The sequence below is a fragment of the Parasphingorhabdus sp. NYA22 genome (assembly GCF_976973735.1).
This window is the reverse complement of record NZ_OZ333477.1, coordinates 1,777,278-1,801,599: the sequence shown is the minus strand read 5'-3', so window position 1 is coordinate 1,801,599 and position 24,322 is coordinate 1,777,278. Positions and strand designations below refer to the sequence as shown.

Sequence of the window (24,322 nt, the reverse complement as noted above, 5' to 3'; positions counted from 1 at the left end):
CGCGGTAGCGGAAAGGATTTTCATATCGGCTCAAAGCCGGGCTTGTGCCGGTCGATCAAATCCGGAGATAGCTCCAGCATTTGCGGGCCATGCGAGTAGAGCAGGCCCGCCTTGATCGGACGATCCGGGAATATCTTTTCCAGCGCAGCAACATAGGCGGCCATCTGCCGCAGATAGGAGACCGGCGCCAGTTCGGCATTGTCCGGAACCCTGCGGCCGGTTTTGAAATCCACAACGTAGATATGATCGTCGGTGATCAGCAAGCGGTCCACGGTACCGGAAATGACATGCTCGCCGACAACTGCGGCGATTGGTGCCTCCGCGAGACTTTCCGGTGCGAACAAAGCCGACCATATCGGATTGTCCATGACCGACAATACCGTCTTGATAATCTCTGCACGGCGGGCCGGGTCGGCGATCTGCTTCTGCTTTTCCAGCCAACGGTCGGCGACATCCATCCGGCGTTCCGGTTCGATATTCGGCAATCGCTGGAACAGGCTGTGCAGCAATATCCCGCGCTCGGCTGCGTCGCGCATGATCAGGTCCGGTGGCGGATTGCTGGCATCATCGGGGCCGAGGTGCGAGGGGGTTAGAGGTCGCGGTGGGCGTGATTCTTCCGGTGCTGCCCGGAATAGCCAGTCCGGTGGTGGCGCTGCGCCATTATCCTGATCGCTGCCAGCGTCGTTAGCAGACGATATTGTAGGCTTGTTCTGGCTCTCCGTCCGGTATTCCCGAACCGCGAACCAGTCCGGGTCTTCGCGCCAGTCTGAGCCCAGAGCGATCAGGCCGCGTTCCATCGCGCCATACCAGCTCAGTTCCGGTACTTCGCCTTTCGCCCTTGGTCCGAGAACACCGGCAACAACCAGATGTTCTTCCGCCCGGGTCATCGCGACGTAGAGCAGCCGCCAATGTTCCTCCATCGCGACCTTGTCGGCATAAGCGGCATGTTCGGCCAATATGCCGACACGCTCCGCCTTGCGAACCGGGACAACCGGATATTCCAGTTCGCGATCGGTCCCCTCGCCCAGTTTGATCGAGAAGCCGCCGCTTTTCTTGCTCGCCGGATCGAAGGTTGCGTTGGCCAATATAACCAGCGGTGACTGCAATCCCTTTGCGCCATGGACGGTCATCAGGCGCACTTCATTGCCGCCCTCGACCTGTTCGCGCTTGATTTCGACATCGCCCCGGTCGAACCAGTCGAGAAATCCCTGCAGGGTCGGGATATGATCGCGCTCGAAGGCCAGGGCGGTCGCCAGCAATTCGTCGAGCGGGTCCACGGCCGCATGGCTGAGGCGGGACAGCAATTTGCGCCTGCCCTGCATCGGTCCGGACAAGATCGTCTCGAGAAATTGGTAAGGCGTGTTGAAATCGGCCATCGCCAGCAATTGCATCAGCGGTTTTATCTGTTCGCCCAGGCCGTCCTGTCTGCGCAGAAATTCCCAGAGGCTTTTTTCGCCGTTGGTCTTGCCGCGATGGCCGCGAGCCAGCAGATCCTCTTGCGTCCAGCCGAGCAGCGGCGAGACCAGCAAGCTGGCGAGATTGAGATCGTCATTCGGCTGCAGCACGAAGCGGATGGCCGCGAGCAGATCCTGCACCACCAGCGGCTGGTTTAGGCGGATACGGTCGATCCCGGCGACCGGAACCTTTTCGGCAAACAGGCGAGCGACGATCAGCGCGCTCAGTTCGTCGCGCTTGCTCACCAATATCAATATATCCTTGGGTTGCAGCGCCCGGTTTTGCCGATCCAGCCACAGCGGATTTTCCGGCGACAGCCATTGCTTGATCTGCAGTGCCAGTTGCTGGGCAAAAACCCGCTTTTCTTCGCTGGCCCAGGATTCCTCGTCCTCGTCATCACCGTCGCCCGTGTTGGCAATCGGCTTCCATAGGGTGACGCTGCCGCTTGCATCGAGATAATTGCTGCGATGTTCCGGGATTTTCTGGTCGAGGCCCAATTGCTCGTGGCTCAGCTGTTCCAGCGTCGCATCGACAACCTGCAAAATCGGCGGTGTCGAGCGGAAGCTGCGGTCCAGCGACAGGTCGCCAAACGGCTTTTCCGACGCTTCGGCCAGAGCAAAAAATTCGGTTCGCGCATTGGCATAATTATGCGGACTGGTGCCCTGAAAACCGAAGATCGCCTGTTTGAAATCGCCCACCGTGAACAGTGTCCGGTGCCGCTCGGGTTCCACGCCCATGCCGGCAAAAAATTCGCCGGCGAGCGCCCGGACGATATCCCATTGCGCGACATTGGTGTCCTGCGCCTCGTCGATCAATATATGGTCGGTGCGCTGGTCGAGCTTGTAGCGGATCCACGCCGCCATATCGCTCTTCTGCAAGAGCCGGGCGGTCATCCGGATCATATCGTCAAAATCGACAACGCCGTGCAACCTCTTGGCATCAGCATAGCGATGGTAGAAAGCGCGTCCGGCTTCCAGCGCGCCTGCGAACAGGTCGGCATATTCGAACAAGACTGCTTTTTCGAGCAGGCCGTTGCTCCACTCAAACAACGAACCGGCAATGAAATCATAGTCCGGCAGAGTTTTCAGCAACCCTTTTGTTGGTTTTGGCGGCGCCCCTGTAGTCTTGGTGGCCCAGGCCAGATGAACATCGACCAAGCCAGCAGCGCGCTCCTGCGGATTGAGCGTCAGCCAGAGGCGGATCGCCAATTGCCGTTCCTGCTCCTTCTTGCCACCAGATTCCGCCATCGCATCGCGCAATAAGGTGATCGAACGGAGGTCGATCGCTTCGTCACTACAACGACCCGCCAGCCACGATTGCGCATCGCCATCAATCGGCAGACCGAGCAGCCCGCGGACAAAAGGCAATATGCCAGAGGCCAGCCCTTCCATCGCATCGGCCTTGGCCGCGCAGGCCATAAGAAATTGTTCGGTCGCCTCTTCGCCCATACGGACGCTCAAACGCTGGATCGCTTCGATGATCTGCGGACGCTTTGCCTGCTCTTCCTCGAGCAACAGATCGCCGAGAGCCTCACGCGCCAAAATCTTCTGATCGCGGGCCTCGATCGGCTTGAACATCGAGGCAATGCCGGCCTCTTCCGGGAAAGAGGCGAGCAGTGACTGGCAGAAACCGTGGATAGTCATGATCCTGAGGCCGCCGCCTTGCGCGTCAAGCACGCGGGCAAATAAGGTCCGCGCGCGGTCTCTGGTTTCCGGTCCGGTCGATGCGCCGATGGCAGCAAGGTCGCTGGCCAGTCTGACATCGTCCATCCGCACCCAGGCGGCTAGCTGCCGGTTAATCCGTTCCGCCATTTCGGCGGCACCCGCCTTGGTGAAGGTCAGGCAGAGAATATGCTCGGGATCGACTTTTTCCGTCAACAGCAGGCGAAACACCCGCGCTGTCAGGACCTGGGTTTTGCCGGTACCAGCTGAAGCGCTGAGCCAGATATTGGTCTCCGGCTCGACCGCATCGATCTGCCGGTCCTTGAGCGGAAAGATTTTTGACTTTTCGCTACTCATCATCAGCCATTTCTGCCGGTGCACGACCGTACCATTCTTCGAGCCGCATCAACTGGTCATAGTCGGCATAGCGGGCATATTCCGGATGTAGCTTGGCGGTCATCGGCTCGGTGCCCTTGAGATATTGATCGGCCGCCTCGTTGAACCGGGCCACCGCGTGGTCGACCATTGCGTCCGCCGGGATGATATTGTCGCCGCGCCCTTTTGTCGGTGAGCGGACATAGCCGAAATCGTCGGTGCCGCCCTTTTTAGCCAGCGCCCAATATTCGAAGGCGACCGCCTCCCCTTCAATATCCTTGAAGCCGCCCAGTTCGGCGATGGCAGCGAGAAGGCCCAGCTGAAGATTATATCCTTCGGCCACCGCCTTGTTGCTCGGCGCGCCGCCGGTCTTGTAATCGACAATCGCAAGACCACCATCGGGCATTCGATCGATACGATCGGCGATGCCGGACAGCTCGATACCGGCGATCTCGGCCTTGCCGTAAATTTCCGAGACAAGCGGTTCGCGGCCATTCTTGCGGCCCTCCGCCAGCGTGGCAGCGATCCAGTCCAACCCTTCGAGCAAGCGCGGCGCCCAGAGACTGCGCATCAGCGGGTGGAGACCGGGGTCATTGAGGAACGCCTGCGCTCTTTCGCGCAACGCCGCCGGTACATAGTTGTCCTGCTTGGCCCATTGTTCGAGAATGTCGTGGATGATCGTCCCGCGCCAGGCCGCGCTCGGGTCGGCATCGATCATGTCGAGCGAGGCAAAGCCCATGATCTTTTTCGCGTAAAAGGAATAAGGATCAGCGATCAGGCTGTCGACCTGGGTCACCGAAATCGGAATATGGCGCTGCTCTTTGCTCGGCAAGGGAGCGGGGCGCGCATAAGGCAGGGATTCACTGTCCGGCTGGTCGATCGCGGACAACCAGGCGCGCGCCTCCGGATGTTCCTTCAGATTGTCACCGCACATGCCCTTTAGCCGGAGCAGGAAGCGAGACGCAATGGCCGGACCGGAATCATCGCGGTGGGCGCGGGAGAGAATGACTTTCTTTGCTCCCATCGCGCCGACCAGATCATGAGCCGACAGACCGATTTGCCGTTCCTGCGCAGGCAGGCCGAGCGATTTGCGGATCATCGGCGCCAGCCACGGATCGGGCGTTATCGCCTGCGGCCAGCTGCCTTCGTTGAGGCCGCAACAGATCACCAGTTCGGACTGTTGCAGCCGTGCTTCCAGCAAGCCGTAAAGCGCGATGCGCGGGTGGCCTCCGTAGGGCGGGCGCACGGAAATATCGGCCATCAATGTTTCGAAATAGCCGGGCAGCTCGTTCGCCTTGATGCGGATTGGTCCCATTTGAGCGCGGATTTGCAACTTGGCCAATAGATCAGCGAGTTCTCGCCCACCCGGTCCGGCCCAGACAGCTCCATCGGTCAAATTTTCGGCGAGTTGCCGCAACTGGTCGAGAAGTTTCGGCCAGTCCAGCGGTGCTGCAAAAAGCGTCGCGATGGGTTCGAACATGGTGCGGGTCGATTGCCACCATGGCGTGATTGCTGCGCGCAATTTCTTCGTCCGGTGATTGTCGGTCCGCAACAACGCGTCAATGCCCGCCAGTCCTGGCGCCGGGCGCGGGCCGCGAAGCAACAGGTCGAGCTTGCGGACATGGTCGAGCCATTGCAGCCGCCCTTCCCCCCGCTGCACCAGCGGATGTTTGAGCAGAGCGAGAAATTCGGCCGGCGGGAAACCGTCGGCGGTCGCTGCCAGCAGGTTCAGGAAAAACACACCCTCCGGCAGTTTCGCCAAAGGCTGACCGGCGGTATCGTCTACCTGGATGTCCCAGCGCTTCAGATGCGCCGAAATCCGCGTTGCCAGAGACCGGTCCGGCGTAACAATCGCCACCCGCTGGTCCGGGTCTTCCAGCGCCTCACGCGCCAGCAGCGCAATGATCTGCGCTTCCTCGGCGCTGTTGCGCGCTTCGACCGTCTGCACCCCGGCGAGGCTGCGTTCGCTGCTTTCCAGCGTCTGCCAGCGCACCGTCAGTTTCGGGATCGCGAATGCATTGCTCAGCGCCCGGCTGCGCTTGGCTGCCGCGCCGCTTTCGCCGGTGCGCGGCCAGCGCAGGATTTCACCGCGCGCAATCGACATCCGGTCGAGCAGCAACTTCATATGATATTGCGGATGGGTTTCCTGCGCGCGCTTTGCATAGCCACTGTCCGGGTCGGGCTGGAACGGGCCGAGCAAGTCCCATTCCTCGTCCGGCATGATCAGGTCGAGGTCGGGCAAAACCACCAGCCCCTGTGGCACGAAGGATATGGTCTCGAGAAAGCGGGCAATGGCGGGAGCGGAGGTGGTGATGCCAGCCGCGACAACGAAATGGTCGGGCGGCGATGTCTTCCAGCTCTTGGCGATATGATCGAACAGGGCGTTGCGACGCACCGCCTGATCGACCCGCTGCCATTTTTCCAGCTGCTGCTGCCATTTCTCGGCGATGATCAGGAAGAAGCGGTAGGAATCCTGCCAGTGGCTGGACAGGTCAAGGCTCTCCGGCTCCGTCTTCATCAGGTCGGATAGCGAAATTTCTTCGACATTCAGCTGGTCGAGCGTGCTGGCGAACTCGCGCGCCAGCCGCAGCGCGTCCTTGGCCAATATGGCGTCGTCGCGCAGCCGGATTTCTTTCTGGATCAGTTGCGCCAATGTGAGCAAACGATCCATCGGATCGACGGCTGCTGGAATATCGAGCGCCAGTTCCCCGGAATCGAGCGCCACGCCGATGGATTCATCCAGATCGAGATCACCGATCACCGCCATCTGCGGCAACAGCAGACCGTTCTCGCTCAGCCGGACAAAAGCTTCCTGCAGCGCGCTCTGGGCGCGGTTATTGGGCAATATGACGAGGCCGCGGGCCAGTCCGAAAGCATCCTTGGCAAAGCGGTCAATCAGGCCCTGCGCCAGCGCATCGGCGAAGCCGCCGTGCGCGGCAATATTGTAGATGGATGGCCGGCGACGGTCAGACATTCGCCAGCGCGGCTTCTGTCGGTGCTATCGCTTGCGGTGAACCAACCTCGAACCATTGACCTTCGTGCACCGCCCCAAACAGGCGCCCTTCGCCAATCGCCCGCTCCCAGAATATATTGGTGGAAAATGCACCTGTCGGCGCATCACGCAACAGTCGTTTGGAAATCAGCTGGATACCGGAATAGATCAGCGGTGCGGTTTGCCTCGGCAGCTTGCGCGAGATCCGCTTGTTACCGTCGAGATGAAAATCGCCGTCGCCCTGATAATTGTGGGCAGTTTCTCTTGGTATCAACAGGAGCAGCGCGTCCATTCGCTCTTCATTCCATAGCTCTGATAACTGGTGCAAACTGTTCGTCGGACCATCGGTCCAGAGATTGTCGCTGTTGATGCAGAAGAAAATATCTTCTGCGATCATGGGCTCGGCCTGCACTAGTCCGCCACCCGTTTCCAGCAGCTGCGCCCGCTCGTCAGACACCCGGATATCGATCGGATATGCCAGAGCCGCGAGATGCGCTTCCATCATGTCGGCGCAATAATGCACGTTGACCACAGCCTTGCCTATGCCCGCCTCGACCAGCTTCTCGAAACAATGGTCGATCATAGCCTTGCCAGCCACCTCAACCAAAGGCTTTGGACGATTATCGGTAAGCGGCCGCATGCGGGTACCCAGCCCTGCCGCCATGACCATCGCCGTTTCGATCTTGGTCATGGGGCGGCTTTCGTGACGGATATGGGGCGGTTGCGCACCTCATCCGGGATGTTATCGTCAAACCATCCGGCAATGGGTGCCAGCGCCGGATGACGCAAATCCTTCTCCAGCAAGCGCCACATTCTGGGCAGGAAATCGAGATAGCGTTCCTTACCATCGCGCACACAAAGACGCGTGAAAATGCCGATGATCTTGGTGTTTCGCTGCGCGCCGAGAATGGCATAATGGCTGCGGAATATTTCGGCGGCCTTCTCGTCATGATCGGCCAGATAATATGCGAGCATATTCTCTTCCAGATCGTCTGCCACATCGCGGCGGGCGTCCTGCAGCATCGACACCAGATCATAGGCAGGGTGGCCCATCAGCGCGTCCTGAAAGTCCAACAGGCCCATTCGGCCGTCGTCCAGCAGCATGATATTCTCGGCATGATAGTCGCGCATCACCGTCACCGGTGGATTTTGTGCCGCAATAACCGGGGCAAGAATTCGCCGCCAGATCGTTTCGAACCCCTCTGTGTCAACATCCAGCTGCTGTGCCGGGCAATAATATTCGGTCAGCAAATTCACTTCGCGCAAATATTGCGCCTCGTCATAAGCCGGCAGCGCTGCCGGAGGTGCTTGGTGCAATTCCCGAAGCAGATGGATCACCCGACGGTAGATCGCGTCCTCGTCCTCCGGATGAACGTCGAGATGCTCGCGCATCCGCTGGTCGCCAAAATCCTCCAGCAGGACCAGACCCTGGTCCAGATTCCTCGCGAGAATCTCAGGTGCCGCAAAGCCGGAGCCTGTCAGATATTCGGCAATAGCGATAAACGGTTTCGGGTCTTCATGCGGCGGCGGCGCATCCATCAGGATCGCCTTCCGATCGCCGTCTTGAACACGGAAATAGCGGCGGAATGACGCATCCCCCGCTACTGGAGAAATCCGGGCATTATTCCACCCGTTCTGCTTCAAAAATTCTGCCGCTGCTGCTGGCGGTTTCATGTCAGTGGCCATCGATCTTTCCAAGCGTCCCCGGCTGTCCAAGTCAACTGGCGATTGCCCTCGCCGGTTATTTCCAGTTCAATATTGAGCGCATCCGTCCAGAAGCTGTCCGGCATCCGGTCTGGCCATTCGACGATCATGGCGCCGTCGATCAGCGCGTCTTCCAGACCCAGTTCGGGAATTTCCTCGGCATCTTCGATTCGGTACAGATCGACATGCGCGACAGGGATTCTGGTTTCGGGCGGTTCATAGGGCTGGACAATCGCGAAGGTCGGGCTGGGCACTTCCTCGCCAAATCCCAGCCCTTCCAAAATGCCTCTCGCCAATGTGGTCTTGCCCGCGCCCAACGTGCCCCGCAGCGCGATCTTGTCGCCTGCACGCAACAGAGCGCCCAATTTTCGTCCGACATCCAGAGTCGCTTGCTCGTCATCCAATATCATCATGATATCATTGCCGCGGCAGATGCAGGGTGACCAGCGTGCCCTGCCCCGGTTCGGAGGTCAGAGTCAGATCACCGCCATGGGCCCGGACCAGTTGGCGCGCCAAAGGTAGCCCGAGGCCTCCCGATTTTTCATTGGCTTTCTGATCCCGCGATCGGGCGAAACTGTCGAATACCTTGGACTGGTCGCCAGCGGTCATGCCGGGGCCGTTGTCGGATATATGGATCAGGGCCTGCTTCACATTTCCTGATCCATGAATGAGCAACCGCCCGCCCTCACCGGTATATTTGATCGCATTGTCGACGATTTGCGAAATGGCCTGGGTGAGCCGCTTCTTGTCGGCCATCACCGAACCCAGCTTTTCGTCCAGCTGCAGTTCCACCCCGATGGCCTTGCCAGAAGCATCGTCGGCGAAATGACCCGCGATATCCTCGATCAGCTTCTTCAGATTGACCTTTTCCTTGGCGATCGGCAGCGCGCCGGCTTCGCTCTGGCTGAGGTCGAGAACATTTTCGATCTGGTTCCCCAGCCGTTTGACCGACTGCAGGATTGCGCGCACATATTCATGGCCCTGATCGGTCAGCGGTCCGGCAATGCCCTGATCCAGAAGCTCCGCAAATCCGCCGATGGAGGTGAGAGGCGTCCGGAATTCGTAACTCATGTTGGACAGGAAACTGCCCTTGATCGAATCCGCTTCGACCAGAGCCTCGTTGCGTTCGCGCAGCGCCTGCTCGATCCGGTAGCTGTCCGAAATGTCGAGCATCGTGAACAATGCATTGCCATCGGGCAAGGGAATCGCGGCAAATTCGAACCGTCGTCCATCGGCAAAATTGAGCCGGCCGCCTCTTTGCTGGCGCTCGGTCGTTGCGCTGCGCACCATTTCGCGCACTTCCGAAATGCGGGCGGGATGTTTCAACTGACCCGCCATTTTCTGCATCAGCGAATCCACGCGGGGATGCTTGCCGAGATCGGTTTCCTCGAGACCCCAGTTGTTGGCAAACTGATGGTTCCAGATATTCAGCTTCCCGTCGGCGGCAAAAACCGCGAGGGATTCAAACAGATTGTCGAAGGTTGCGGTCCGGACCCTGAGCAGGGTATCGCGGGCGCTCGCAAGCTGGACCTGTTCGGTGCGGTCTTCGAAAATGACCAGCAGCCCGCCGTCCGGAGTCGGATTGGCCAGCACCCGGAGATGGGTCCCGTCGGCCAGCAGCCAATTTTCTTCCATCGCCTTGGCGGACTGGAACCAGCCGGTTCGCTCCTCGCGCCATTCCGGGAAATCACGGACTTCCGGAATGCGGTTCATTTCGCGCATACGATCCAGCACACGCGGGAATTCCGGTCGCTCCGCTATCCATTGCTGGCGCATGGAAAAAATCCGCTGGAACGGGAGATTGCAGAATTTCAACGATTTGTCTGCGGCGAACTGGGCCACGCCGGCGGAAATCCTGTCGAGCATGTCGCGCTGTGATTCACCGAACCGCCGCTGCTCCCGCCGCGCATCGTCGAGTTCCTGGATATCGATTGCATAACCGGCAATGCCGGACTTGCCGAGCGGTACGTCGACGACCTGAGTCATGCGCCGTTCGCCGCCTACCGTGGTCGCCACAACCCGTTCAAAGGGCTCGCCTCTGTCTCTTGCCCTGGCAGCCGCATCAACCGGGCTGAAACCGTCGACCGGTTCGACCAGTTCGACGCCATTGGCGATGACCTGTTCGCCATTTTCGGCATCAACGGCGGCGACATAGGCGCTGTTGACCAAGGTCAGGCGCAAGTCAGGCGAGCGGTGCCACATCGGAACCGGCGCCGCCTCGATCAAGGCGGAAAGCGCATCAAAGGCCGCGCGCGCCGCTTCGTTTTCGTCGCGCAGCTTGGCGATCTCCCCTTCGCTGTCGGTCGCGTCGAAAATCCATAGCAGAGCACTGCCATTGGGCGCGATTTTCTGATCAGCCAGTCCGCCGCGGATCAGCAGCGCCTTGTCCGAACCGCGCACTTTTATCGCGCGAACGAAGCTGCTTCCGGTTTTCTGGGCGAGATTGACATCCTGCATCAACGCATCCAGATCCCGCCGGATCATGCCGCGCGATTCCTCGTATAATTCCGAGATATGCGCTGGCAGGTGATCGAAGCCGAGCCAGTGCATCAGCCTTTGTGATGCCTCCAGCTTGCCATCGGATCGCACCAGCAATGGCAAGGCCGGCGAAGTTTCCAGCAATCGCCCCAGTCGTCCGGATTGCCGGAGGGTGGATTCAGCCTTGTTCTTCATCGCCAGGCCGGTCCAGATAGCCCAAGCAGCCGCGCCCAGCCAGACAGCAAGTATGAGGCCCAGTATGACAGCCGTGAGATCAGGGACGTTGGACATTGACTAATCCGATTAGACGGATAGTTAACCTACGAAAACCCCTATTCTTTATGACTTGGAAATGCGCCGCAGACTAAGCTATTTGCGGTGTCGCATCAAAGCGGAGAACAGCCATGCCAATCGACGAAAGCCGGACCTTCAAACCGATCAATATCGCGTTGCTGACCGTTTCCGATACGCGCACGCCGAAAGAAGACACATCCGGTGAGATATTGGCCGAGCGGATCAAGAATAAGGGCCATATATTATTCTATCGCAACCTGCTGAGAGACGAAAAATCCATTCTTGTCGCTCAGCTCCACCAGTGGATTGACGACGAGCAGGTCGATGTTATCATCACCACCGGCGGCACCGGCCTGACCGGCCGCGATATAACGCCGGAAGCGCTGAATGCGGTCAAGGACAAGGACATTCCGGGCTTTGGCGAATTGTTCCGCTATCTGAGCATCGCCAAGATAGGCACGTCGACGGTGCAGTCCCGCGCGTGCGCCGTGGTTGCGCGCGGAACCTATATATTCGCCCTACCCGGTTCCAATGGCGCGGTGAAAGACGGCTGGGACGGCATATTGGACACCCAGCTCGACAGTCGCCACCGGCCCTGCAATTTTGTCGAGCTGATTCCCCGACTGCTTGAAAAATAGCGGTTAAATCCATTTGTTCTTACTATGTTCTCATAGTATGAAGAGCACATGGTCGACAAGAGCACAGAATTTCATCTGACCCAGAAGGGCAGAGGCGCGCCAAGCAACGGGGTGTCACAGCGATTCAATCTACAGGATCGGGAGATTGACGGCGACTGGCTCGATGAAAAGGAGCGGATCGGGGACAGTGCCGCCAAGCTGAGGACCGACGTCACCGTCGAATTTCCCAAATCGATCATCAATTACAACACATCGCCCGACCTGCCGTTTGATCGCTCGATCAACGCCTATCGTGGTTGCGAACATGGCTGCGTCTATTGCTTTGCCCGGCCTACGCACGCCTATCATGATCTATCGCCCGGGCTCGATTTCGAGAGCAAGCTGTTCGCCAAACCCAGTGCCGCGGAACTTCTCCGTCAAACATTTGCCAAGCCCAATTATCAGCCGGCCAGTCTCGCCATCGGCACCAATACCGATCCGTACCAGCCGATCGAGAAATGCTACGGGATCACACGGCAGATATTGGAAGTGATGCTGGAAACGCTCCATCCCGTGGTTATCACCACGAAATCCAACCGCGTGATCGAGGATATCGATCTGCTGGTGCAACTGGCGGTTCAGCAGCTCACGGCGGTGACGATTTCGGTCACCACTCTCGACCCCCGGACCGCTCGCCTATTGGAGCCGCGGGCACCGGCACCCGCACGGCGGCTCGAAGCGGTGCGGAAACTCAGCGAAGCCGGAATCTATGTGCACGTCAATATCGCGCCGGTCGTCCCCGGCATCACCGATCACGAGATTGAAGCGATTGTCGCTGCCGCCGCGGATTGCGGCGCTACCAGCATCTCCTTCATCCCCATGCGGCTGCCGCACGAAGTGGCACCCCTGTTCGAACAATGGCTGGAAAGTCATTATCCCGAACGCAGGTCAAAGGTGATGAGTATCGTCAGACAGATCCGCGGCGGCAAGCGCAACGATCCCGACTTTCACAGCCGGATGCGTGGTCAGGGCCCGTGGGCGGACCTGATCCGCACCCGGATCGCCATTGCGTCGCGCAAAGCCGGCCTGGACAAGGCCAAACTCAAGCTCAGAACTGATCTGTTCCGGCGCCCCATAGTCAAGGGCAGCCAGATGGAACTATTCTAGGCGTCCGCCAGGCTCTTCAGCTTATAATCCCGATATTCTTCCCGCAGCGACCGTTTCAGGATTTTGCCGGTGGCGGTATGCGGCACTTCAGCGACGAATTTCACTTCATCGGGCAGCCACCATTTGGCGACCTTGTCGCCGAGATATTCGAGGATGTCGGCTTCGGACACATCGCTGCCCGGTTTGCGCACAACCAGCAGCAATGGCCGCTCGTCCCATTTCGGGTGATGGACGCCGACCGCTGCCGCTTCGGCGACACCGGCACAGCCGACAGCCGCGTTTTCCAGTTCGATCGAGCTGATCCATTCACCGCCTGACTTGATCACATCCTTGGCCCGGTCGGTAATCTGCATCGTGCCGTCGGGATGCAGCACCGACACATCACCGGTATCGAACCAGCCGTCATCTTCCACGGCATCTTCATCCGCGCGATAATAGCGCTTGATGATCCAGGGCCCGCGAATTTCGAGCGTGCCGCTGGTTTTGCCGTCGCGGGGCGCGACATTGCCTTCTTCGTCAATCACGCGCAACTCTACGCCAAATGGCGGCCTGCCCTGCTTGCAGATGACATCGACCTGCTCGTCGAAGTTGAGTTCATCCCAATTGGCCGGAAGCGAACCGGCGGTGCCGATCGGAGAGGTCTCGGTCATGCCCCACGCATGGGCGACGCGAATGCCGTTTTTCATCAGGCGCTCGATCATCGACCGTGGACAGGCGGAACCGCCGATCACGACAACGCCCAATTTGCCATAATCACCGCCATTTTCATCCATATCGGCGAACATCGACAGCCAGACCGTTGGTACGCCAGCGCTATGGGTGACGCCTTCCTCGCGGATCAATTTCCACAAGACATGCGCTTCGTTGCTGGCTGAAAAGACCATTTTCGCGCCGACCGCAGCGCAGGCAAAGGGCAATCCCCATGCGTTGGCATGAAACATCGGAACCACTGGCAGCATCACCGATCGGGTCGCCAGTCCCATGACATCCGGTTGTACTTCGGTGATCGCGTGCAGGACATTGGAGCGATGCTCGTAGAGAACGCCTTTTGGATTACCGGTGGTGCCGCTGGTATAGCAAAGCCCGCACGGGTCATTTTCATCGACATCGACCCAGTCAAAATTCCCGTCTTCGGCATCGACAAGCTCGCGAAAAGTCGGATAGTCGCCTTTTTCGCCGTCAAACTGGATATAATGTTCAACCGTTTTCAGCTGTGGCTTGATCAACTCCACGATCGGAGCGAACATCTTGTCGAACAAAAGCACGCGGTCTTCGGCATGGTTGATGATATAGACCAGCTGTTCCTCGAACAGGCGCGGATTAACCGTATGAAGGATCCCGCCGATACCGGCAGAGCCGTACCAGCTGACCAGATGATGGGCATGGTTCATGGCGATCGTGGCGATGCGGTCGCCTTTCTTCATGCCGAGACGCTGCATTGCCTGAGAGAATTTACGCGATTCAAGCCCTATTTCGGCCCAGTTGCTGCGCGTGACATTTCCATCTGCCCAGTAGCTGACAATCTCGCGGTCGCCATGCTCTCTTGCGGCATGATCGATCAAATTGGTGATCTTGAGCGAACTCGCTTGCATTGCACCGGCCATATTTACTCTCCACATTAGTTATATTTGGCGGGTTTCTGGTATGTTTAGCGCTAGCTGACAAGCCTTAATTTGGGTTTTGCTACCCGCATCGGTCGAGCCGGGCCCAAGCGGACGTTGCCAAGACCATGAACCCGCTCCAGCATCTCCACCGTTTCGGCATCCAGACGGAAGGAGCGCCCGAGACAGACTTTGACCAGATCGCCGTCGGGCCCGGCCATAGTAGCTACGATTTCGCTCTGGCCGCCGAGCAATGGCGCCACCAGATTGGTCAACTCCTGCAATCCGGCGATATCATGAACTTCAAGCTCCATGCGGGTCCGGGTGGTTTTTTCCAGCCCGTCGAGCGGTTGAACCGTCCGGATCGCAACACGCGGATTTTCATCTTCCGACTGCTGGTCCAGTTCGACCTTGAGCAGCGCACAGCGCCCCTGTTGCGCAAGCTCTTCCAGAATCTTGCACTGGTCTTCATCAAAGCAACTGGCAGAAAACTGACCGCTGCTGTCGGACAGGTCGGAAAGTGCGAACCTTTTGCCCCGGCGGCTGTCACGCCAGCGCACTTTTTCGATCAGAGCGGACATGACCGCAGGCTTGCGAATCCCTTCGCCGATCGGGTCTCCGCTGCACAATGCCGCATAGGTCATCGCGCCAAGCGAAGAGGAAACCGCCTGGAACTGGGAAACCGGATGCGAGGAGAAATAGAAGCCGAAGGCATCGCGCTCATGGATCATGATCTCGTTCAGCGACCAGTTGCTGTTCTCCGGCAACCGGATCGCCTGCATTTCACCGCCGGCACTGCCCTCGCCGAAGAGACCGCCCTGCCCGCTTTCGCGCGCGTCGGCGGCACTGTTCGCGACCGACAATATCATGTCCGCGCCGTCATAGATTGCGGCACGGTTTGGTTCCAGATCGTCAAAGGCTCCGGCCGAGGCTAGACTTTCCAGTTGGCGCTTGTTGAGGCCGTGCGGGTCGATCCGGTTGGCGAAATCCTCGATCGACGAAAACGGACCATCCTGGGCGCGTTCCGCTACTACCGCCTGCATCGCCTTTTCGCCGACATTTTTCAGACCGGCCAGCGCATAGCGGACGGCCAGCAGAGCTTCCGGCTGCTCCTCGACAGAAAAATTGGGACGGCTTCTGTTGATCGCGGGGCCCAATACGGTAACGCCCAGCCGCTTCATATCATCTACAAAAATGCTGAGCTTGTCGGACTGGTGCATGTCGAAACACATCGAGGCCGCGTAGAATTCATGCGGATAGTGCGCCTTCAGCCAGGCGGTCTGATAAGCTAGCAACGCATAAGCAGCGGCGTGACTTTTATTGAAACCATAGCCGGCAAATTTGTCGATCAAGTCGAACAGCTCGTTGGCCTGCTCGCTGTTCAGGCCATTTTCCGCGGCACCCGTCACGAACCTCTTCCGCTGGACATCCATTTCCGCCTGAATTTTCTTACCCATGGCGCGGCGCAGCAAATCTGCTTCACCGAGTGAATAGCCGGCGATGATCTGCGCCGCCTGCATCACCTGTTCCTGATAGACAAAAATCCCGTAGGTTTCCTTGAGGATGTCTTGCAGCAAGGGATGCGGATAGGCGATTTCGACGCGGCCGTTTTTGCGATCGCCGAACAGAGGGATATTGTCCATCGGACCTGGGCGATAGAGCGACACCAGTGCGATAATATCACCGAAATTGGTGGGCTTCACCGCCGCCAGAGTCCGCCGCATACCTTCGGATTCGAGCTGGAACACACCAACGGTATCGCCGCGCTGGAGCAACTCGAAAACCTTTTCATCTTCCCAACTAAGGCTATCCAGATCGACTTCGACGCCGCGTTCAGCGAGCAACTGGACGCCCTTTTTCAACACCGACAGCGTCTTCAGGCCCAAAAAGTCGAATTTCACCAGACCGGCTTTTTCGACAAATTTCATGTCGAACTGGGTCACTGGCAGGTCCGAACGGGGATCGCGGTAAAGCGGCACCAGCTGGTCCAGCGGGCGATCGCCGATCACCACGCCGGCAGCATGGGTCGAGCTGTGCCGCGGCAGGCCTTCGAGCTTCATGGCCAGATCGAAAAGGCGCTTCACGTCCGCCTGCTTATATTCCTGCGCCAGTTCCGTAATGCCGTTGAGCGAACGCTTCAAATCCCAAGGGTCGGTGGGATGATTGGGGATCAATTTGGTCAGCCGGTCGACTTGCCCGTAAGGCATTTGCAACACCCGGCCAACGTCGCGCAACACCGCACGCGCCTTCAGCTTTCCGAAGGTGATGATCTGGGCGACCTGCCGATCGCCGTATTTTTCCTGCACGTAGCGAATGACCTCGCCGCGCCGGGTTTCACAGAAATCGATATCGAAATCCGGCATCGACACACGTTCCGGATTGAGGAAACGTTCGAACAGCAGGCCCAGCTTGATCGGATCAAGATCGGTGATCGTCAACGCCCATGCGACGACCGATCCAGCGCCCGAACCACGGCCCGGTCCGACCGGAATATCCTGATCCTTTGCCCATTTGATAAAGTCGGCAACGATCAGAAAATAACCGGGAAATCCCATGCTGACGATGACATCCAGTTCGAAAGCCAGCCGGTCGAAATAGATTTTCCGTTCTGCCTCGTCCGACAGTTCCAGAAGTTCCAGCCGTCTTTCGAGCCCTGCGGTGGCATCGCGGCGCAATTGCTCGATTTCACCCGCGAGATCTCCGGCCAGACTGGGCAGGATCGGATCCCTTTTCGGCGGTGAAAATGCGCATCTTTGCGCTATCACCAATGTGTTCTGCAGCGCTTCCGGGATATCGGAAAACAGATCTTCCATCACCAGCGCGCTTTTCATCCACAGATGTTTGGACGGCTTTTCGCGCTCGTTATTCTCGACATAGGCCGATTGCGCGATACATTTCATCGCATCATGCGCTTCGTGGAAATCGGGTTCGGAGAAGCAACTCGGATTGGTTGCCACCAGCGGGATATCCCTGTCCATCGCCAGAGCAATCAGGCCGGATTCCGCCGCCATTTCGACCGGATCCTCGCGGCGGGACAATTCGATATAAAGCCGTCCGGGGAAATATTGCTGCAGCAGGGACAGATAGGCTTTGGCTTCCGGTTGCTGTTCTTCCGCGATCAATCGCGCCAGCGCACCCTCGCCGCCGCCGGTCAAGGCGATCAGACCATTGCTGTGCTGGCCCAGCATATCCATTGCGACATGGGCGTCTAGCTCGCTCGGACGGTCGAGATGGGAAGCGGAGACCAGCTTGCAGAGATTTTCATATCCCTCAGCATCCTGCGCGTAGAGCGCGATCCAATCCAGCACCGGCTTGGTCGGATCGGCACCGCCCGGTCGCGCAACCCTCAGGAAGCAACCGGTGATCGGCTGTACGCCCTGGGCACGGCAACCGTCATCGAAAGCCATGGAGGCGAAGAGACCAATCCGGTCGCACAGTGCAACTGCCGGAAAACCGCGCTCTTTTGCCGCAACGCCAATGGCTGCCGGCTCCATCGCTCCGTCCAGGATGGTATAAGCAGAAAAGGTACGGAGATGGACGAAAGGGACTTGGGCCATATTGTCAGACTAGCGCGGCAATCTGGTCTTGGATATGCCGACGATCATCGTGGCCGAAACTATCGACCATTTGTCCACAGCATATTTGCCGGATGGTAGCGCATGATCCTGACCAGAACGAAATTTCGCCCCTGACCAGGCTGCCTATAGCAGCGCTTCAATCTCGTTTTTGAGCTGCTCCGGCTTCACCGCGGGACCGAAACGGCTGACAACATTGCCTTCGCGGTCGACCAGGAATTTGGTGAAATTCCACTTGATCCGGGAGCCGAGAAGCCCGGATTTTTCAGCCTTCAGATATTTCCACAGCGGGTCGGCGTCATTGCCGTTGACGTCAATCTTGCCCATCAGCGGAAAGCTCACATCATAGTTGAGCGAGCAGAAATTCTTGATTTCGTCGGCATCGCCCGGTTCCTGATTGCCGAACTGGTTGCAGGGAAAGGCCAGTATTTCGAGGCCCTTGTCCCCATATTCCTGGTGCAGCTTTTCGAGCCCTTCATATTGCGGTGTGAACCCGCATTTCGAAGCGGTGTTCACGATCAGAAGCACCTTGCCCTTATGGGCGGACAAGTCCTCCATCGAACCATCCGCCTGCTTAACCTGAAATTCCGTAACCTTCATATGCGCCCCGCATTGTTTGTTTTTTTAGTTTTTCTCGCCCCACAGATTGATACTCGCACGAGAAAAGTCAAAGCCATTCTCGATTCGAACTGAAAAGCCTAGGTTAAAACACCCTCATGAAGGCGCACAACCCGGTCCATTTTGGCAGCCATGCGTTCATTATGCGTCGCGATCAGCGCGGCGCTGCCTTCCTGCCGTACCAGAGCGATAAATTCGGAGAGAACCAGATCGGCGGTCGCTTCGTCAAGGTTACCGGTCGGCTCGTCGGCCAGCACCAGTTTCGGCGCATTGGCCAGCGCGCGGGCGACAGCAACCCGCTGTTGCTCCCCGCCGGACAATTTGCTCGGATTATGATCCAGTCGCGCACCCAGCCCCAGGCTGCGCAACAATGTTTCCGCTCTTTCTTCTGCTGCCTTCTGGCTCACACCAGCAATCAGCTGCGGCATCACCACATTTTCCAAGGCTGTAAAGTCAGGCAGCAGATGGTGGAACTGATAGACGAAACCGAGCAGATCGCGCCGGATCCGCGTATGACCGCTGGCTGGCATATGTGCGGTTTCTTCGCCGGCCAGCTTGATCGAACCTTCAAACCCGCCCTCGAGCAATCCGACCGCCTGCAGCAGCGTCGACTTCCCCGAGCCGGACGGACCGACAAGCGCGACGATTTCATTGGCATGAATGTCGAGATTGACGCCGCGAAGCACCTCGATCTTGACATCACCCTGCACAAAGCTGCGCTTCACATCGCGCAATTCGACGGTTTTCTCGATTTTTCTGTCACTCATAGCGAAGCACCTGGACCGGGTCGGTACTGGCCGCCTTATAGGCGGGATAGAGTGTCGCCAGGAAGCTGAACAACAGCGCCAGCCCGGCGATACCGACCACTTCCATCGGATCGGTGCGCGCTGGTAATTCAGTCAAAAAGCGGATCGACGGATCCCACAGATTCTGTCCGGTGATGATCTGGACGAAATTGATCACATTCTGGCGGAAATAGATTGCGATCAAGCCGAGGATTATGCCCGCGGCTATGCCGAGCGTGCCGATAGCCGTCCCGACGGTGACAAAAATCCGCACCAGCGAGGCACGCGAGGCACCCATGGTGCGCAGGATCGCGATATCCCGGGTCTTGGCTCGCACCAGCATGATCAGCGACGACAATATATTGAAGACAGCAACGAGAATGATGATCGACAGGATCACGAACATCACCACTCGCTCGACTTGCAGCGTTTCGAACAGCGATGCATTCATCGTCTGCCAGTCGGTGATGACCCCGCGATCGGCCACCTTGGGCACCAGGGGTGCGATTATCTTGCCGACATTGTCGGCGTCATCGGTCTTTATCTCGATCATCCCGATCTGGTCGCCGAGCAGTAGCAGGGTCTGCGCGTCCTCCATCGGCATGATTACAAAAGCCTTGTCATAATCATAGACACCGACTTCGAATATCGCGGCGACATCATAGGCAATTTCGCGCGGCACCGTTCCGAACGGCGTCGAACGTCCTTGCGGATTGATGATGGTAATCCGGCTCCCGACCTGCGCGCCCAAAGTCGTTGCCAGCCGGCTTCCGATGCCGACCCGCCCTGATCCTGCCTCGAGACGCGCCAGATCACCGGCGACAGTTTTTCCGTCGAGTGTTTCATTGTTCAATATGTCGGGAACAAGCATCCCCCGCACCAGAACGGCCTCGACCCGCCCGTTGAACGTGGTCAGCAAGGGCTGTTCGATCAAAGGCGATGCGGAGACGACACCTTTGGTTTCGCGAGTTTCCTCGAGCAATTCGCGCCAGTCCGGCAGACGGCCACCATAGCCCTGGATCACGGCATGGCCGTTCAGGCCAACGATTTTGTCGAACAGTTCCGCGCGGAAACCGTTCATGACGCTCATTACCACGATCAGCGCGGCGACGCCGAGCATGACCGCGACCAGACTGATACTGGCAACGAGGAAGATAAACCCCTCCCCTTTGCCGGGTAACAGATAACGTTTTGCGATGACCCATTCATAACGGGATAGGAGCATGACTTGCGACGACTTCCTTGGATCAGGTTTCCCTGCCTTTACGTTCGCTGGTCGGGGCAAGCAAGTGGCATGGTGGTAAATCTGCTGTTGCCGATATGCCACAAGCCGTGACCAATCTTCCCAAACGCCCAAATTTGTCATGACAAATTTATGTCAGTCGATCACACATGGTTACAGAATCAAACATCTCGATTAACGGGTCATGGTTCAGGGATCCCTTCCGGTTCCGCCAAATGTTGGGGGACAAGCGGCGTTGAATAGGACGGGAAAACAGGGGACGAATTAATTCGTCACCATTTTCGCCCGGGTGCTCATTGGCATCCGGGCGTTTTTTTTGCGCAATAAATTTTCTAAACCGTTGGCAATCGGCCTTTTTCTTCCTCTTGAAATCCAGCAAACCGATCATATCTTTATGGGTGTGGAACGCCAATTCGGGTTTCACAACAGCGAACCGGATGCCGCATTTGCGGGTCCAGATTTACATTGCTCAATTGCAGAGGATATAGATATGAATCGTTTTGACTTTACCCCATACCGCCGCTCAACCGTAGGTTTTGACCGGCTTTTCGACCTTCTTGAAAATAATGCCCGCGCGCAGCAATCCGAGAATTACCCGCCGTTCAACATCGAACGCAGCGGCGAAGATCAGTATCGGATCACGCTAGCCGTCGCCGGTTTCAAGGATGAAGAAATCGAAATCACCGCCCAGCAGAACCTGCTGCTCGTCGCCGGCAACAAGAAAGCCGACGATCATGAAGGCAAGCAGTTCCTGCACATGGGCATCGCCAACCGCAACTTTGAACGGCGTTTCGAACTCGCCGATTTCGTCCGCGTCGAAAATGCCGAACTGGCCGATGGCCTGCTGGAAATCGACCTGGTCCGGGAAATCCCCGAAGCGATGCGGCCGCAGACGATCGCCATCAACAAGGGCGACAATGTCACCAAGATCGCCGACAAGCGGAAAAAGAAAGCAGACAAAGCCGCTTAAGCGCGTCTTTTAACCGAAAGCCAGAGGCAGCCAGAGCAATCTGGCTGCCTTTTTTATCGATGGAAAAATAAAATGGGGCAGCCGGATGAGGATCCGACTGCCCCTGACACCCGCTTGGTGTCACTCTCGACGATAATTAGCCCGGGTCGCAAAAGGCCAATTTTCGTCAAGAATCTGCTTCGGCAATATGGGAAAGCATCGCATGGTCCAATATCCGGACCTTTCCGCTCTCCACTGCCACAATCTCGCTTTCCGACCAGGCAGAAAGCTGCCGATTAATATGTTCGCGCGACATGCCGGCAAAGTTGCCGAGTTCGCTCTGGCTCAGGTCCAGCTTCAGTCGCCCTTCTTCTGCCCCGACCACGGATAGTCTCAACAGATAGCGCGCCAGTCGCGGACCGGAAGTATAGGCACGATCGCCTTCGATCATGCTGTTGGCCATCCGGATCCTCTTGGCCATGACTTTCAAAAGCCGCAGCGCCATATTCTTGTGCTTGGCCAAGATATCTTCAAAAGCTTCGCGCGTTATCGAAAGCGCCGACGTCGGTTCAATTGCAGTAACGCTGGCCGTCCGTTCGCCACCATCCAGCAGCGCGATTTCACCCAGGACCTGCCCGGCTTCCGCATAATCGAGAACAACTTCATAACCATTGCTGGCGATCATGCTGGTGCGCGCATTGCCTGACAATAATATCAGCAGCGAGTTTCCAGGATCACCTTGCATGATCAGTTCGTCCCCTTTTTTATATTGCACGAAATGTCCACGCAATATCAAGTCTGCCAGCTCAGCTTCGTCGCAATCGGCAAACAGGCTGTGTTCCGCCAATATATCTGCCAGTTCTTCGGCTCTCACTGCAACCATCCCTCGACCCTGTCTGGAAGTTTTTGCTAACTTCCTTATGCTTTATTTGTGTGACAATAGTCACATCCTGTAAAATATATTGGACAGATTCGACATCCGCCGGAATCTAGCGATAACAATTGATTTCGGCGCCTAGACGAGCCTGCTTTGTTGCAGTGCTGCCGCGATGAAAGAGGCAAAAAGCGGATGCGGATCAAACGGCTTGCTTTTGAGTTCCGGATGGAACTGGACGCCGACAAACCAGCTGTGATCAGGCCTTTCGACGGTTTCAGGAAGCTCGCCATCTGGTGACATGCCGGAGAAGATCAGGCCGGTTTGTTCCAGCCGTTCGACATAGCCCTTGTTCACCTCATAACGGTGGCGGTGGCGTTCGCTGATTTCGCGAGTGCCATAAATTTCGCTGATTTTTGACCCTTTCTGCAGCACCGCATCATAAGCGCCGAGTCGCATCGTACCGCCCATGTCGCCGCCAGCTTCGCGCTTTTGCAGACCTTCTTCGGTCATCCATTCGGTGATCAGGCCGACAACCGGCTCTTCGGTTTCACCAAATTCGGTGGTTGATGCAGTGTCGATGCCAGCCAGATTGCGGGCCGCTTCGACACAGGCCATTTGCATACCAAGACAGATACCGAAGAACGGGATATCATTCTCGCGGGCAAATTTGACCGAGCCGATCTTGCCTTCGCTCCCGCGTTCGCCAAAGCCACCGGGAACCAGAATCGCATGAAGCGGTTCCAGTTTTGCAGCGAGATCCTCTTCATTTTCAAACAGTTCCGCATCGAGCCAGCGAACCTGTACCTTGACCCGATTGGCGAGGCCGCCGTGGAACAGGGCTTCCTGAAGCGACTTGTAGGCATCCTGCAGCCCGACATATTTGCCGACCACGCCGACAATGACTTCGCCTTCCGGATGCTCGATCCGTTCCATGACGTCATACCAGCGTGACAGGTCGGGTTCCGGCGCATCATCAATGGAAAAGGCGCGCAGCACCTCCCGGTCCAGGCCTTCCTTATGATATTGCAGCGGCACGTTATAGATATTGCTCGCGTCCAGCGCCGGTATCACCGATTCCATGCGAACATTACAGAATTGGGCGATTTTGGCCCGCTCGCTCTCGGGCAACGGATGTTCGCAGCGGCAGAGCAATATGTCCGGCTGGATGCCCAGCGAGGTCAATTCCCGGACGCTGTGCTGGGTCGGTTTGGTTTTCAGCTCACCGGCGGCGGCGATATAAGGCACGAGAGTGACATGGACGGAAATCGCATTGTCCCGGCCGACCTTGTTGCGCAACTGCCGAATCGCTTCGATGAATGGCAGGCTTTCAATATCGCCCACAGTCCCGCCGATTTCGCACAAGACGAAATCGATGCCGTCGAGCTTGTCTTCAGCAAATTCCTGAATCGCGTCGGTGACATGCGGAATGACTTGTACGGTCGCACCAAGATAGTCGCCGCGGCGCTCCTTGGTAATGATCGACTGATAGATTCGCCCCGATGTGACATTGTCGGATTGCAGTGACGGGACGCCGGTAAAGCGCTCGTAATGGCCAAGATCGAGGTCGGTCTCTGCACCGTCATCGGTAACATAGACTTCGCCATGCTGATAAGGCGACATCGTGCCTGGATCAACGTTGAGATAGGGGTCGAGTTTCCGGATTCGCACGGAATATCCGCGAGCCTGCAACAGAGCGCCGAGGCTCGCCGCCATCAGACCTTTGCCAAGAGAGGAAACCACACCGCCGGTAATGAAAATATATCGCGCCATGGGAGGAGAGGCTTAAGGCGTAAATACCACTTATGGCAATCCCGCGAATCCGGAAAAGCGAAATAAATATTATTTGGAGGTGGTCATTTTCCGCTCATCGAACGGATAGCGACGCAGCGCCCGAAGGCACTGGTCGCAATGCCCGGAGAATCAAAGTCAGC

Annotated in this window: 17 protein-coding genes; 3 read left to right on the top strand and 14 right to left on the bottom strand. The window is 57.7% G+C overall.

Annotation, left to right across the window (positions count from 1 at the left end):
- Nucleotides 1–20 precede the first annotated feature (20 nt).
- Genes addA through ACWFTY_RS08635 form a run of 6 tightly spaced genes read right to left on the bottom strand, consistent with a single transcriptional unit; the run spans nucleotide 21 to nucleotide 10,956 of the window.
- Nucleotides 21–3,476 (bottom strand): double-strand break repair helicase AddA, encoded by a 3,456-nt coding sequence (gene addA, locus ACWFTY_RS08660; RefSeq protein WP_447523838.1) that lies wholly within the window; start codon nucleotides 3,474–3,476, stop codon nucleotides 21–23.
- Nucleotides 3,466–6,465, bottom strand: coding sequence for a double-strand break repair protein AddB (gene addB, locus ACWFTY_RS08655; protein WP_447523837.1), 3,000 nt, complete (start codon nucleotides 6,463–6,465; stop codon nucleotides 3,466–3,468). Before addB ends, addA begins: the two co-directional genes overlap by 11 nt.
- On the bottom strand, nucleotides 6,458–7,174 hold the full coding sequence (locus ACWFTY_RS08650) for a nucleotidyltransferase family protein (RefSeq protein ID WP_447523836.1): 717 nt from the start codon (nucleotides 7,172–7,174) through the stop codon (nucleotides 6,458–6,460). The genes addB and ACWFTY_RS08650 overlap by 8 nt, the downstream gene beginning before the upstream one ends.
- A complete protein-coding gene (locus tag ACWFTY_RS08645; protein WP_447526868.1) occupies nucleotides 7,171–8,157 on the bottom strand; it encodes an aminoglycoside phosphotransferase family protein in 987 nt (328 codons plus the stop codon). The genes ACWFTY_RS08650 and ACWFTY_RS08645 overlap by 4 nt, the downstream gene beginning before the upstream one ends.
- Nucleotides 8,154–8,600 carry a tRNA (adenosine(37)-N6)-threonylcarbamoyltransferase complex ATPase subunit type 1 TsaE gene (tsaE, locus tag ACWFTY_RS08640; RefSeq protein ID WP_447523835.1) on the bottom strand — a complete coding sequence of 149 codons (447 nt, stop codon included), beginning with the start codon at nucleotides 8,598–8,600 and terminating at the stop codon, nucleotides 8,154–8,156. Before tsaE ends, ACWFTY_RS08645 begins: the two co-directional genes overlap by 4 nt.
- 4 nt (nucleotides 8,601–8,604) lie before the next feature.
- Nucleotides 8,605–10,956 carry an ATP-binding protein gene (locus tag ACWFTY_RS08635; RefSeq protein WP_447523834.1) on the bottom strand — a complete coding sequence of 784 codons (2,352 nt, stop codon included), beginning with the start codon at nucleotides 10,954–10,956 and terminating at the stop codon, nucleotides 8,605–8,607.
- Between the two features lie 113 nt (nucleotides 10,957–11,069).
- Here ACWFTY_RS08635 and moaB point away from each other — a divergent pair, with 113 nt between their 5' ends.
- Together moaB and ACWFTY_RS08625 are read left to right on the top strand one after the other, a co-directional pair.
- Nucleotides 11,070–11,597: a molybdenum cofactor biosynthesis protein B gene (gene moaB / locus ACWFTY_RS08630; RefSeq protein ID WP_447523833.1), complete on the top strand. Its 528-nt coding sequence runs from the start codon at nucleotides 11,070–11,072 to the stop codon at nucleotides 11,595–11,597.
- Nucleotides 11,598–11,645: 48 nt separating this feature from the next.
- Nucleotides 11,646–12,743, top strand: coding sequence for a PA0069 family radical SAM protein (locus tag ACWFTY_RS08625; RefSeq protein ID WP_447523832.1), 1,098 nt, complete (start codon nucleotides 11,646–11,648; stop codon nucleotides 12,741–12,743).
- On the opposite strand, the gene ACWFTY_RS08620 is transcribed toward ACWFTY_RS08625, so the two are convergent.
- From ACWFTY_RS08620 to ACWFTY_RS08595, 6 genes are all read right to left on the bottom strand, one after another.
- Complete coding sequence (locus ACWFTY_RS08620; RefSeq protein ID WP_447523831.1) at nucleotides 12,740–14,347, bottom strand: long-chain fatty acid--CoA ligase; 1,608 nt, start codon at nucleotides 14,345–14,347, stop codon at nucleotides 12,740–12,742. The two genes, ACWFTY_RS08625 and ACWFTY_RS08620, sit on opposite strands and share 4 nt — an antisense overlap.
- Before the next feature lie 50 nt (nucleotides 14,348–14,397).
- On the bottom strand, nucleotides 14,398–17,901 hold the full coding sequence (gene dnaE / locus ACWFTY_RS08615; RefSeq protein ID WP_447523830.1) for a DNA polymerase III subunit alpha: 3,504 nt from the start codon (nucleotides 17,899–17,901) through the stop codon (nucleotides 14,398–14,400).
- Nucleotides 17,902–18,045: 144 nt separating this feature from the next.
- On the bottom strand, nucleotides 18,046–18,519 hold the full coding sequence (locus ACWFTY_RS08610; RefSeq protein WP_447523829.1) for a glutathione peroxidase: 474 nt from the start codon (nucleotides 18,517–18,519) through the stop codon (nucleotides 18,046–18,048).
- Nucleotides 18,520–18,617: 98 nt separating this feature from the next.
- Nucleotides 18,618–19,304, bottom strand: a complete 687-nt coding sequence (locus ACWFTY_RS08605; protein WP_447523828.1) for an ABC transporter ATP-binding protein — start codon at nucleotides 19,302–19,304, stop codon at nucleotides 18,618–18,620.
- Nucleotides 19,297–20,547 carry a lipoprotein-releasing ABC transporter permease subunit gene (locus ACWFTY_RS08600; RefSeq protein WP_447523827.1) on the bottom strand — a complete coding sequence of 417 codons (1,251 nt, stop codon included), beginning with the start codon at nucleotides 20,545–20,547 and terminating at the stop codon, nucleotides 19,297–19,299. Before ACWFTY_RS08600 ends, ACWFTY_RS08605 begins: the two co-directional genes overlap by 8 nt.
- 148 nt (nucleotides 20,548–20,695) lie before the next feature.
- The gene (locus tag ACWFTY_RS08595) at nucleotides 20,696–20,953 is read right to left on the bottom strand and encodes a hypothetical protein (RefSeq protein WP_447523826.1); all 258 of its coding nucleotides are present in this window, start codon (nucleotides 20,951–20,953) and stop codon (nucleotides 20,696–20,698) included.
- Between the two features lie 102 nt (nucleotides 20,954–21,055).
- On the opposite strand from ACWFTY_RS08595, the gene ACWFTY_RS08590 reads away from it, so the two are divergent.
- A complete protein-coding gene (locus ACWFTY_RS08590) occupies nucleotides 21,056–21,535 on the top strand; it encodes an Hsp20 family protein (protein ID WP_447523825.1) in 480 nt (159 codons plus the stop codon).
- Between the two features lie 166 nt (nucleotides 21,536–21,701).
- On the opposite strand, the gene ACWFTY_RS08585 is transcribed toward ACWFTY_RS08590, so the two are convergent.
- Both ACWFTY_RS08585 and ACWFTY_RS08580 read right to left on the bottom strand, forming a co-directional pair.
- Nucleotides 21,702–22,397, bottom strand: coding sequence for a Crp/Fnr family transcriptional regulator (locus ACWFTY_RS08585; protein WP_447523824.1), 696 nt, complete (start codon nucleotides 22,395–22,397; stop codon nucleotides 21,702–21,704).
- Nucleotides 22,398–22,529: 132 nt separating this feature from the next.
- Nucleotides 22,530–24,161, bottom strand: coding sequence for a CTP synthase (locus ACWFTY_RS08580; RefSeq protein ID WP_447526843.1), 1,632 nt, complete (start codon nucleotides 24,159–24,161; stop codon nucleotides 22,530–22,532).
- Nucleotides 24,162–24,322: the final 161 nt, after the last annotated feature.